Here is a 12,322-nt window from a genome sequence, read left to right as displayed (position 1 = left end):
GCCCACCCCTTCCCTGTGCGGCGTCTCAGCCGTGCCAGGAACGCCACAGGGCCGCGTACGCCCCGTCCGCCGAGACCAGTTCGTCGTGGCTGCCCAGCTCGGTGATCCGGCCGTCCTCGACCACCGCGATCACATCCGCGTCGTGAGCGGTGTGCAGCCGGTGGGCGATCGCCACGACCGTACGGCCGTCCAGCACCCGCGCGAGCGAGCGCTCCAGATGACGGGCCGCACGCGGGTCGAGGAGCGAGGTCGCCTCGTCCAGCACCAGGGTGTGCGGGTCGGCCAGAACCAGCCGGGCCAGTGCGATCTGCTGAGCCTGTGCCGGCGTGAGCGCGAGACCGCCCGAGCCGACCTCCGTGTCCAGGCCCTCGTCGAGCGCCTGCGCCCAGCCGTCCGCGTCCACCGCGCCGAGCGCGGCCCACAGCTCCGCGTCCGCCGCTCCGGTACGGGCCAGCAGGAGGTTGTCCCTCAGCGAGCCGACGAAGACGTGGTGCTCCTGGTTGACCAGGGCCACATGCTCGCGGATCCGCTCGGCCGGCATCCGGGACAGCTCGGCGTCGCCGAGCGAGACCCGGCCCGCCCGCGGGGCATAGATGCCCGCCAGCAGCCGGCCCAGCGTCGACTTCCCGGCGCCGGACGGCCCGACCAGCGCCAGCCGGGTGCCGGGCGCGACCGACAGGGACACCTCGTGGAGGACGTCCACACCCTCGCGGTAACCGAAGTGCACCTCGTCCGCACGGACGTCCCGCCCGTCCGGCCGTACCTGTGCGTCGCCGGCGTCCGGCTCGATGTCGCGTACGCCGACGAGCCGGGCGATCGACACCTGGGCGACCTGGAGCTCGTCGTACCAGCGCAGGATCAGATTGACCGGATCGACCATCATCTGCGCCAGCAGGGCACCCGTCGTCAGCTGGCCCACGGAGATCCAGCCCTGGAGGACGAAGACGCCGCCGAGCAGCAGCACCGCGCCCAGGATGGTCACATGGGTCACGTTGATGACCGGGAAGAGCACCGACCGCAGATAGAGCGTGTAGCGCTCCCAGGCGGTCCACTCCTTGATCCGCTGCTCGGACAGGGAGACCCGGCGGCCCCCGAGCCGGTGCGCCTCCACCGTCCGGCCGGCGTCCACGGTCTCCGCGAGCACCGCGGCGACCGCCGCGTATCCGGCGGCCTCCGAGCGGTAGGCGGAGGGCGCCCGCCGGAAGTACCAGCGGCAGCCGATCACCAGGACCGGGAGGGCGACCAGCACGGCCAGCGCCAGCGGCGGCGCGGTCACGGTGAGCGCGCCGATGAGCAGTCCCGCCCAGACCACGCCGATCGCCAGCTGCGGCACCGCCTCGCGCATCGCGTTGGCCAGCCGGTCGATGTCGGTGGTGATACGGGACAGCAGATCACCGGTCCCGGCCCGCTCCAGCACACCCGGCGGCAGACCCACCGACCGTACGAGGAAGTCCTCGCGCAGGTCGGCCAGCATCTCCTCGCCGAGCATGGCGCCGCGCAGCCGCATCAGCCGGGTGAACACGGTCTGTACGACCAGAGCGATCGCGAACAGGGCCGCCGTGCGCTCCAGGTGCAGATCGCGCGCTCCGTCGGCGAGGTCCTCGACCAGTCCGCCGAGCAGGTAGGGGCCGACCATCGAGGCGATCACCGCGACGGCGTTGACGGAGACCAGCAGGACGAAGGCCCCGCGATGCCGCCGCAGCAGTTCGCGGACGTAGGTCCGTACCGTCGCCGGGGTGCCGACGGGCAGGGTCGCCGTCGACTCCGGGGCCGCCGGATCGTATGCCGGTGGTGCCACGCCGATCACGCCGACTCCTCCATCTCTTCCAGTTCCGCGAGCTCGTCGGTGGCCTGTGTGCCGCCGAGTTGCTCCTCCTCGGTCTCACGGGTCACGACCGCCCGGTACGCGACGCCGTGCAGCAGTTCGCGGTGGGTGCCGACGGCCGCGACCTTGCCGTCGTGCACGAACACCACCTGGTCGGCTCGGTCCAGCAGCAGCGGCGACGAGGCGAACACCACCGTGGTGCGGCCGGTGCGCAGCGTGCGGATCCCCTCGGCGATCCGCGCCTCCGTGTGCGAGTCCACGGCGGACGTCGGCTCGTCCAGGACGAGCACCTCGGGGTCGGTGACCAGCGACCGGGCCAGGGCGAGCCGCTGGCGCTGCCCGCCCGAGAGCGACCGGCCGCGTTCGGTGATCCGTGTCTCCATCGGATCGCCGTCGTCCTCCACGGACGCCTGCGCGAGCGCGTCCAGGACATCGGCGCACTGTGCGGCCGCGAGCGCGTCCTCGGCGGCCACCTGACCGGAGGCCGGTACGTCGAGCAGCTCCCGCAGCGTGCCGGAGAGCAGCACCGGGTCCTTGTCCTGGACGAGGACGGCGGTTCGTGAAGCGTCCAGCACCAGCTCGTCCAGCGGCACACCGCCCAGCAGCACGGAGGGCGTGCCGTCCGTCCCGCCGGCCGCGTGCCCGCCGAGCCGTTCCGCCAGCACGCCGGCCGCGTCGGGGTCCCCGCACACCACGGCCGTGAACCGGCCGGTCGGGGCGAGGACGCCGGTCGCGGGGTCGTACAGGTCACCGCTCGGGCTGCCGTACTCCACGCCGGACGGCTCCGTCGTACGCCGCAGCGCCAGCACCCGGGCAGCACGTTTCGCGGAGGGCCGCGAGAAGGAGTACGCCATGGCGATCTCCTCGAAGTGCCGCAGCGGGTACATCAGGAGCGTCACCGCGCTGAACGCGGTGACCAGCTCACCCACGCCGATCCGGCCGTCCTGGACCAGCCCCGCCCCGTACCGGACCACCGCGATCAGAAGCAGACCCGGAAGCAGGACCTGGATCGCCGAGATCAGCGCCCACATCCGGGCGCTGCGGACCGCCGCCCTGCGGACCTCCTGGGAGGCATCCCGGTAGCGGCCGAGGAACAGCTCCTCGCCGCCGATGCCGCGCAGGACGCGCAGACCGGCAACGGTGTCCGAGGCCAGCTCGGTGGCCCTGCCGGCCTTCTCCCGCTGGATGTCGGCGCGCCGGGTGGCGCGGGGGAGCAGTGGCAGCACCGCGAGCGCCAGCACCGGAACACCGATGGCGACGATCACGCCGAGCTCCGGCTCGTAGAGCAGCAGGCCGACGCAGACCAGGACCACGGTGAGGGCGGCCGCGGCGAAGCGGGAGACGGCTTCGACGAACCAGCCGATCTTCTCCACATCGCCGGTGGAGACCGCGACCACTTCGCCGGCTGCGACCCGGCGGGTCAGTGCCGAGCCCAGTTCCGCGGCCTTGCGGGCCAGCAGCTGCTGGACCCGGGCCGCGGCGGTGATCCAGTTGGTGACGGCGGCGCGGTGCAGCATGGTGTCGCCCACCGTGATCGCCACACCGCACAGGACGATCACCGCGCCGGAGAGCGCGAGCCCGCTGCCGGAGCGGTCCACGACCGCCTGCACGGCCCGGCCCACGCCCAGCGGCAGGCCCGCCACACCGCAGAAGTGCAGCAGTCCCCAGGCCAGTGCCTTGAGCTGGCCGTCCAGCTGATTGCGACCGAGCCAGAGCAGGAATCGCGGCCCCGACCTGGCATCAGGCGAGCCGGGGTCGGCGTACGGAAGATCGCGAATCTGCATGACGTCCCAGAGCTCGAAAGGGGTGGCGCAAACCGTGCAAGGTTCGCCTTTCGAAGGCCCCTTCCGCAATCGGTTTTTGGGCGTGACAAGGCAGAACGCGCCAATGTCCGGTCCATGGGCCTGGCGTGCCGGGGCGGTCGCCGGTTCACTCCTGAGGCATGAGACGACAGATCATGTCCATGCTCGCCGGGCTGGTTCTGGTGACCGGAACACTGCTCGGCGCGGGGCCCGCCGCGGCGGCCGCAGAACCGCCGGCTGCCGAACCGCCGGCCGAGTTCGGCAGCGACTGGCACGACCCCGTCACCGCCGCGCCGCCCGTCACCCGCCCGGACACCCGGTCGTGTGAGGTGACGGTGGCGCAGGCGCAGTTCCGCGACTTCACGCCGTACCGGGGGAGTTACACGCCTCCGACGGGCTGCGGTGACCGCTGGAGCAAGGTGGTGCTGCGGCTCGACGGGAACGTGAAGGGCCGCCAGTACGACCGTCTGGGCCATCTGGCCGTCGGGGGCGTGGAGATCCTGCGGACCTCGACACCGCAGCCCTCACCCGACGGAATCGCCTGGTCCGTGGAGAAGGACGTCACGCGCTACAGCGAGCTTCTGCGCGGCGCCCAGCCGGTCGAGATGCTGATCGGCAACGTCGTCGACGAGACGTACACCGGGATCATCGACGTCAAGGTCACGCTCACCTTCTACGCCGCCCACGGCGCGACCCGGCCCGCCGCCGTCCCCGACCGGGTGCTCGCCCTGAACGGCACGTCGCTCACCACGCCCCGCAACTCCGAGCGCATCGTGGCCGAGGTGTACGCCACGGGGTCCGGAGGTGGGTGCGAGGAGTACTGGTACCTCACCGTCCCGGACACGGCCCCGTACTCCTGCCAGGCCACCGACGGCCCCTACCGCGAGGTGCAGATCAGGGTCGACGGCCGGCTCGCGGGCATCGCCGCGCCCTTCCCGACGGTCTGGACCGGCGGCTGGTCCAACCCCTTTCTCTGGTACGTGATCCCGGGGCCGCGGGCGTTCGACATCAAGCCGGTCCCGTACGACCTCACCCCCTTCGCCGCCCTGCTCAACGACGGCTTGGAGCACCGCGTCGAGGTGTCCGTCGCCGGGGTCCCGGCGGGCCGGCCCGGATGGAGCACCCCGGCCAACGTGCTGGTGTGGCAGGACGAGGGCAGCACCGTGGTCACCGGCGGACTGACCCGCCACCACGAGAGCACCCTCGTCAACTCGGTGCGGCACACGCCCGGTCCGGAGCACCGCCTCGACACGAAGGGCGGCCAACGCCTCACCGTGAGCGGGTATCTCGACACCTCGCACGGTCGGGTCACGACCACTGTCAGCCGCGCGGTCGGGAACGTGTCCGTCCACCGCTGGACCGAGGACGAGAAGCTCGACGCGCTCAAGGGGACCTGGACGGACGACGAGACGGTCACGACCGGCGGGCGGGCCATCGCCACCCACCGCCGCTACACGATGGACGGCACCACCACACTCGGCGCCGGCGACCGGCTGCGGACCGTGCTCACGCTGGGGGACACGGCCGACACCGCCGAGGTGCGCGGCGGCCGGCGGCTCGCCTGGTCGCGCCTGGACGACCGGTACACCGGCGATGCGACGTACACGGCCAACGTGCCGCGCGATCAGCGGCACGCGGTGGGCCGCACCGCGGAGCGGTACCGGCTGCACGGCTCGGAGGGCTGCTACGACCGGAGCCTGACGACGGTTCAGGGCATGCTCACGCAGGACCGCCGGCGCTGCTGAGCACCCGACTGCCGACGCCGGCGCCGGTGCTGGTGTCGGCACCGACATCGAGGACGCGGACGGAGCGCGGGCCCGGTCAGTGCCGACCGGGCCCCGCGCGGCCCGGCTACGGCTTGTCCGAGTCCACGCCGGAGCGTTCCTTGCGCCACTCGCCGCGGGTGAAGTCGGGCATCTCCATCGGCGCACCCTTCGCCTTCACCGACGCATGACTGAGCGGGACGGGCGCCGTCCAGGTCGCCGCGTCGTAGACGTCGAAGTCCGGAACCAACCCGAGCTGCATGCACTGCATCACCCGGAAGATCATGATGTAGTCCATGCCGCCATGGCCGCCCGGCGGGTCGGAGTGCTCCTTCCACAGCCAGTGGTCCCACTCCGTGTACGCCTCGAAGTCGCCCCAGGCGTCGTCGGAGTGGTCGGGCTCGATGTAGATGCGCGCGGGGTAGTCCTCGAAGACGCCCTTGGTGCCGCCGAGGCTGTTGATCCGGCTGTAGGGGTGCGGAGTCGACACGTCGTGCTCCAGCCGGATGACCCGCCCCTTCGCGGTGCGGAGCATGCTGATCGTCCGGTCGCTCTCGATGTACGTCTCCTTCCAGCTCGGATCGCCCGGCGGCATGTGCGCCTTGCGGTACTCCGCCAGGCCCAGGGCCAGGGTGCCGAAACTGGAGATGCTCACCACACGGTCGCCGCGGTTGACGTCCAGGTAGTTGGCGACGGGGCCGAAGCCGTGATTGGGGTACAGATCTCCGCGCAGCCGGGTGTGCCACAGCCTGCGCCACGGGCCCTCGTAGTAGTCCGGATCGAACATCAGACCGCGCAGATCGTGGTTGTACGCCCCTGCTCCGTGCAGGAGTTCACCGAACTTGCCCGCGTGTGCCATCCGCAGCACCCGCATCTCGTTGCGGCCGTAGCAGCAGTTCTCCAGCTGCATGCAGTGCCGGCGGGTGCGCTCGGAGAGATCGACCAGCTCCCACAGTTCGTCCAGCCTCATAGCGATCGGACACTCCACGCCGACGTGTTTGCCGTTGAGGAGCGCGGTCTTCGCCATCTCGAAGTGGAGGTCCCACGGCGTCGCGACATAGACGAAGTCGATGTCGCCGCGCTTGCAGAGGTTCTCGTAGTCGTCGTCGCCCTTGGTGTAGACGGCCGGGGCGGCCTGCCCGGCGGCCACGACCTTGGCGGCCGCGCTCTCGGCCTTGGCCTTCACCGGGTCGCACACGGCGATCACCCGGACGCCGGGGACGGCGAGGAAGAGATCGATCATGCTGCCGCCGCGGTTGCCGAGGCCGATGATGCCGACGCGCACCGTCCCGCGGCGCTCGAAGGGCACCCCGGCCATGGTGCGGCCCTGCCGTGCGGGGGACGGCGCCTGCGGTGCGGTGGCGGATCTCGCGGTCTGGGCGGCGGCCGCGGTGCCGGTCCCCAGGGCGCTGAGGCCGAGGCCGGCGCCCGCGACGCCTGCCGTGGTCCGTAGAACAGAACGACGGCTCATCGAGCCGTCGTCGTCGCCGTCGTCATTGCGCTGGTCCGGTATCGCTGCGTCGGTCATCGAGCCTCCACGAAAGCTGGTGCGCGGCCGGGTCATGAACCTCGGCAAGGACCATGGGTGTTGAGGCTGGTGATGAGCAAGAGCCGCGTTTGGACTCTTGGGTGTCAACGCATGGACTCTTCGTCACGCGGCCGGCCGGAGGGGTCAGCAGCGGACGCCGGGACCGTCGACCAGGGTGGAGAGCAGCCCGCCGAACACCTCACGCTGTTCGGCGGTGAGCGGGGCCAGGATGTCCTCCGCGGCGGCGCGGCGCGCGGCCCGCAGGGCCCTCAGCGTGGCGCGGCCGGTGTCGGTGAGCTCGATGCGGATCACCCGGCGGTTACTGGGGTCGGGGGCGCGGCGGACGCAGCCGCTCGCCTCCAGCCCGTCCACCAGGCTCGTCACGGCCCGCGGGACCACTTCGAGGCGCGCCGCGATGTCGGCCATGCGTGGTGGGTCGTCGTAGTGCGCGAGGGTCCGCAGCAGGCGGGACTGGGCGGGGGTGATCGCGATGTCGGCCGACTCCAGCTGCCGCTTCTGGCTGCGATGCAGTCTCCGGGTCAGCCGCAACAGCTGCTCGGCCAGCAGGCCGTCGGGGTCGGGTGTGCTCATACGGGAACAATATCAGGACCAGGCTCATTGTGAATACAGGTAACAGTGAGCTAAGCTCTCAAAATCTCATCCTGTACGTCCGGACTCATCCCGTACGTGCGCTACATGCGGTCCGTGCGAACCCAGAGTCATCGAGCATCATCGACAGCTATCGACAGTCATAGAACCGGACATTTCGGCGAAACCCTCGAAGGAGCCCATGCACCCCGAAGCCACCCCGTGGAACGCCCACGCCAAGGAACCGGAACCGCCGAGGGCCGAGGTCCGCCGGATCCTCCGGCTCTTCCGTCCCTACCGCGGCCGCCTCGCGATCGTCGGACTGCTCGTCGGCGCCGCGTCGGCCGTCTCCGTCGCCTCGCCCTTCATGCTGCGCGAGATCCTCGACACCGCGATCCCGCAGGGCCGCACCGGCCTGCTCAGTCTGCTCGCCCTCGGCATGATCCTCACCGCGGTGATGACCAGCGTCTTCGGCGTCCTGCAGACACTCATCTCCACCACCGTCGGCCAGCGCGTGATGCACGACCTGCGCACCGCGGTCTACGCCCAGCTCCAGCGGATGCCGCTCGCCTTCTTCACCAGGACCCGCACCGGCGAGGTCCAGTCGCGGATCGCCAACGACATCGGCGGGATGCAGGCGACCGTGACCTCCACCGCCACCTCCCTGGTCTCCAACCTCACGGCCGTGGTCGCCACCGTCGTGGCGATGCTCGCGCTGGACTGGCGTCTCACCGTGGTCTCGCTGCTCCTGCTGCCGCTGTTCGTCTGGATCAGCCGCCGCGTGGGCAACGAACGCAAGCGCATCACCACCCAGCGCCAGAAACAGATGGCGGTGATGGCCGCGACCGTCACCGAGTCGCTCTCGGTCAGCGGCATCCTGCTCGGCCGCACCATGGGCCGGGCCGACTCGCTCACCCGGTCCTTCGCCGAGGAGTCCGAGCGCCTCGTCGACCTCGAAGTGCGCTCCAGCATGGCCGGCCGCTGGCGGATGTCGACCATCGGCATCGTCATGGCCGCGATGCCGGCCCTCATCTACTGGGCCGCCGGGTTCGCCCTCCAGAGCGGCGGTCCCACGATCTCCATCGGCACCCTCGTCGCCTTCGTCTCCCTTCAACAGGGTCTGTTCCGCCCGGCCGTGAGCCTGCTCTCCACCGGTGTGCAGATGCAGGCGTCGCTCGCGCTCTTCCAGCGCATCTTCGAGTACCTCGACCTGCCCGTCGAGATCACCGAACCGGAGAAGCCGGTACGGCTCGACACGATCCGCGGAGAAGTCCGCTTCGAGGACATCGACTTCGCCTACGAGGCCACCCAGGCGGAGCTCACCATCGACGGCGTCGATGTGACCGTGCCGGCCGGAGGGCGGCTCGCCGTCGTCGGACCCACCGGCTCCGGCAAGTCCACCCTGAGCTATCTCGTGCCCCGGCTGTACGACGTCACGGGAGGCAGGGTCACGATCGACGGAGTCGACGTCCGCGACCTGGACTTCGACACCCTCGCGCGCGCCGTCGGCGTGGTCTCCCAGGAGACCTATCTCTTCCATGCCTCCGTGGCCGAGAATCTGCGCTTCGCCAAGCCGGACGCGACGGACGCGGAGATCGAGGCGGCCGCCCGGGCCGCACAGATCCACGACCACATCGCCTCGCTGCCCGATGGGTACGACACCCTGGTCGGCGAGCGGGGATACCGGTTCTCCGGAGGCGAGAAGCAGCGCCTCGCCATCGCCCGCACGATCCTGCGTGACCCGCCCGTGCTCATCCTCGACGAGGCGACCAGCGCACTGGACACACGCACCGAGTACGCGGTGCAGGAGGCCATCGACGCACTGTCCGCGGGCCGCACGACCATCACCATCGCGCACCGCCTCTCCACCGTCCGGGACGCGGACGAGATCGTGGTCCTCGAAGCAGGACGCGTGGCCGAGCGCGGCAGCCACGACAAGCTGCTCGCTCTGGACGGCCGGTATGCCGCATTGGTGCGCAGGGACGCACAGTTGACCGTTCCCGTGATCGCCCCCTGAGTGACGAGGAGTCCGGTGGGTACGGCATGATCGCCGCCCATGAGAGCTCTCCTTGGCGTGGAACTGCCCGGCTACCGGCCTGTCGACCAGGACGTCTGGGCGAACGACGACGGCGACATGCTGTCGGTGCACTTCTTCGGGCTGACCCCGGATCTTCCCGCGTCGCTCGACGACGGTCCCGCTCTGCGGGCGGCGCTGACCCGGCTCACCGCGCAGGCGGGCGGAGGGCTGATCGAGGCCTCCGTGAAGTCGCTCGGCGGGCTGCCGGCGCTCAAGCAGATACTGAAGCTGCCGCTGCCGGGACAGCCCAGCGGGCAGGCCTTCATCGGCAGCTACACCGTGCCGCGGGCGACCTGCAGCACCGTGGTGAAGGTCCAGGCGCCCGAGCGAGGGATGACCGGGATGCGCGAGGCCATGGTGATGGCGCAGGTCGGCCACGACAACTACTTCCGGCCGCACCCCTACGCCCCGGAGGTGCAGGGCGGACTGCCCTTCCACGCCGCCGACCACGCCCAGTGGGACCAGCAGTTCCCGGACCACCCGCTGTCGCGGGTGCGTCGGGTACTCGACACACTTGCCGAAGCGGCCCAGGTGGCACCGGAGTTCGCGGCCCTGCCGCCCTTCACCCGCTGATGCGGCCGCCACTCCGTCCTGCACATCCGTGGCGACGGCCAACGACAGGTGTCGATCCGGTGTGCGGAGCGGGGCGGTGCGCCGGGCCGGCGGGCGGCCCGGGTTAGCGTGCGCCTATGAACGACGAGCCTTCGCCGCCGCCGTCCAGGCGCGGGCCGCGCCTGTCCCGCCGTGGCCGATGGGTCCTGATCGTGACCGCCGCCCTCGCCGTGGCGGCGGCCGCGGTGGTGGTCACGCTGCTGCTGTCCGGCAGGCCCGAGGATGAGCAGGACACCCTGCTCATCCCCGAGGGCCGGCGCACCGCGCAGATCTACGCCGCGGTCGACCAGGCCCTCGGGAAGGCACCCGGCACCACCCGTAAGGCCGTCGGCACGGCCCCGCTCGATCTGCCGGCCGAAGCCCGGGGCAACCCCGAGGGCTATCTCTTCCCTGCGACGTATCCGATCGACTCCGACACGACGGCGGCGAGCCTGCTCGCCTACATGGTGGACACGGCGAACAAGCGGTTCGGCGCCGCCGGAGTCCCGGCCGCTGCGCAGCGCAGTGGGCTGACGGACTATCAGACCGTGAACATCGCCAGCATTGTGCAGGCCGAAGCCGACACACCCGAGGACATGGCCAAGGTCGCACGGGTCGTCCACAACCGCCTCGCACGGCAGATGCCGCTCCAGATGGATTCGACGCTGAACTACGCGCTGAACCGCAGCACGCTGGACACCACGGCTGATGACACCAGGATCGACAGCCCGTACAACACCTATCAGCGCCAGGGGCTGCCCCCGACGCCCATCGGCAACCCGGGGGAGCATGCTCTGCGCGCCGCGGTCGAACCGGCGGCGGGGGACTGGCTCTACTTCGTCACCGTGGCCCCCGGCGACACCCGATTCACGGCGAACTACGAGGAACACCAGCGCAATGTACGGGAGTTCAACGCCAACCGTGCGAAGGATCGTTCCGGCTGAGGTGTGAGGGGCCACCCGCCCCGGCAGGCGCATGAGTGCGGTCCTCGGACCAGTGCCGGCCCTCGGGCCAGTGCCGGTCCTCAGATCAGGGTCGGTTCCTCAGACCAGGGCCGGTTCCCGCTCCAGCAGCCGCATGATCTCGTGCACGGCCGCCCGCCCCGCCCGGTTGGCGCCGATCGTCGACGCCGACGGCCCGTAGCCCACGAGGTGGATACGGCGGTCCCGGACGGCCCGCGTGCCGTCCATCCGGATGCCACCGCCCGGCTCGCGCAGCTTCAGGGGTGCGAGATGGTCGATCGCCGCGCGGAATCCGGTCGCCCAGAGGATCACGTCCGCATCCACCGCACGTCCGTCGTCCCAGGCGACGCCGTCCGGCGTGATCCGGTCGAACATCGGCAGCCGGTCGAGCACCCCGTCCTCGCGGGCGCGCCTGATCGCGTCGTTGAGCGGCAGTCCGGTCACCGAGACGACGCTCTGCGGCGGCAGCCCGAGGCGTACGCGTTCGTCGACCTCGGCCACGACCGCCCGGCCCACGTTCTCGTCGAAGGGCCCCTCGCGGAAGACCGGTGGCCGCCGGGTGACCCAGGTGGTGGCCGCCGCGTACGGGGCGATCTCCATCAGGTGCTGGGTCCCCGAGGCCCCGCCGCCCACGACGACCACCCGCTGCCCGGCGAACTCCTCCGGCCCGCGGTATCCGGCGGTGTGCAACTGCCGCCCGTGGAAGGTCTCCTGGCCCGGGTATCGCGGCCAGAAGGGCCGGTCCCAGGTGCCGGTCGCACTGATCAGCGCCCGCGCCGACCACGTCCCCTCCGAGGTCTCGACGCGCAGTCGTCCGTCGTCTGCCTCGCGCACCGCCATGACGTCGACGGGCCGGTGCACGCGCAGGTCGAAGCGCTCCTCGTAGGCGGTGAAGTAGGCCCCGATCACCTCCGACGAGGGCCGGTCGTCGTCCGCGCCGGTCAGTTCCATCCCGGGGAGTGAGTGCATGCCGTGGACCTTGCCGTAGGTCAGCGTCGGCCAGCGGAACTGCCAGGCGCCGCCCGGGTGCGGGGAGTGGTCGAGGACCACGAAGTCGCGGTCGGGGACCAGCCCGACACGGCGCAGATGGTAGGCGCCGGACAGTCCCGCCTGCCCGGCGCCTATGACGACCACGTCCGTGTTCCGCGTCGCGCCACGCGCCCCGAAGTTGTTCACGCTTCTACCA

Annotated in this window: 9 protein-coding genes; 4 read left to right on the top strand and 5 right to left on the bottom strand. The window is 71.1% G+C overall.

Annotated features, from left to right (window positions below; translation table 11 throughout):
* Positions 1 to 25: 25 nt before the first annotated feature.
* Positions 26 to 1,807, bottom strand: a complete 1,782-nt coding sequence (locus ACQPWZ_RS04875; RefSeq protein ID WP_340471888.1) for an ABC transporter ATP-binding protein — start codon at positions 1,805 to 1,807, stop codon at positions 26 to 28.
* The gene (locus ACQPWZ_RS04870) at positions 1,804 to 3,609 is read right to left on the bottom strand and encodes an ABC transporter transmembrane domain-containing protein (protein ID WP_433570749.1); all 1,806 of its coding nucleotides are present in this window, start codon (positions 3,607 to 3,609) and stop codon (positions 1,804 to 1,806) included. Before ACQPWZ_RS04870 ends, ACQPWZ_RS04875 begins: the two co-directional genes overlap by 4 nt.
* 158 nt (positions 3,610 to 3,767) lie before the next feature.
* On the opposite strand from ACQPWZ_RS04870, the gene ACQPWZ_RS04865 reads away from it, so the two are divergent.
* Positions 3,768 to 5,372 (top strand): peptide-N4-asparagine amidase, encoded by a 1,605-nt coding sequence (locus tag ACQPWZ_RS04865; RefSeq protein ID WP_433570748.1) that lies wholly within the window; start codon positions 3,768 to 3,770, stop codon positions 5,370 to 5,372.
* 106 nt (positions 5,373 to 5,478) lie between these two features.
* On the opposite strand, the gene ACQPWZ_RS04860 is transcribed toward ACQPWZ_RS04865, so the two are convergent.
* The gene (locus tag ACQPWZ_RS04860) at positions 5,479 to 6,918 is read right to left on the bottom strand and encodes a Gfo/Idh/MocA family protein (protein WP_433570747.1); all 1,440 of its coding nucleotides are present in this window, start codon (positions 6,916 to 6,918) and stop codon (positions 5,479 to 5,481) included.
* Positions 6,919 to 7,062: 144 nt separating this feature from the next.
* Positions 7,063 to 7,509 carry a MarR family winged helix-turn-helix transcriptional regulator gene (locus ACQPWZ_RS04855; protein ID WP_340471884.1) on the bottom strand — a complete coding sequence of 149 codons (447 nt, stop codon included), beginning with the start codon at positions 7,507 to 7,509 and terminating at the stop codon, positions 7,063 to 7,065.
* Between the two features lie 199 nt (positions 7,510 to 7,708).
* Here ACQPWZ_RS04855 and ACQPWZ_RS04850 point away from each other — a divergent pair, with 199 nt between their 5' ends.
* The 3 genes from ACQPWZ_RS04850 to mltG all read left to right on the top strand — a co-directional run bounded on the left by ACQPWZ_RS04850 (position 7,709) and on the right by mltG (position 11,118).
* Entirely contained in the window at positions 7,709 to 9,523 is a 1,815-nt protein-coding gene (locus ACQPWZ_RS04850) for an ABC transporter ATP-binding protein (protein ID WP_340471883.1), read from the top strand.
* Positions 9,524 to 9,562: 39 nt separating this feature from the next.
* Entirely contained in the window at positions 9,563 to 10,156 is a 594-nt protein-coding gene (locus tag ACQPWZ_RS04845) for a hypothetical protein (protein ID WP_433570746.1), read from the top strand.
* A gap of 116 nt (positions 10,157 to 10,272) precedes the next feature.
* Positions 10,273 to 11,118 carry an endolytic transglycosylase MltG gene (gene mltG / locus ACQPWZ_RS04840; RefSeq protein ID WP_433570745.1) on the top strand — a complete coding sequence of 282 codons (846 nt, stop codon included), beginning with the start codon at positions 10,273 to 10,275 and terminating at the stop codon, positions 11,116 to 11,118.
* A gap of 99 nt (positions 11,119 to 11,217) precedes the next feature.
* On the opposite strand, the gene ACQPWZ_RS04835 is transcribed toward mltG, so the two are convergent.
* Complete coding sequence (locus tag ACQPWZ_RS04835) at positions 11,218 to 12,312, bottom strand: NAD(P)-binding domain-containing protein (RefSeq protein WP_340471880.1); 1,095 nt, start codon at positions 12,310 to 12,312, stop codon at positions 11,218 to 11,220.
* Positions 12,313 to 12,322 lie beyond the last annotated feature (10 nt).

Source organism: Streptomyces sp. CA-251247 (assembly GCF_050952975.1).
Taxonomy (GTDB): Bacteria; Actinomycetota; Actinomycetes; order Streptomycetales; family Streptomycetaceae; genus Streptomyces; species Streptomyces achmelvichensis.
This window is presented reverse-complemented; position numbering and strand designations above follow the sequence as displayed.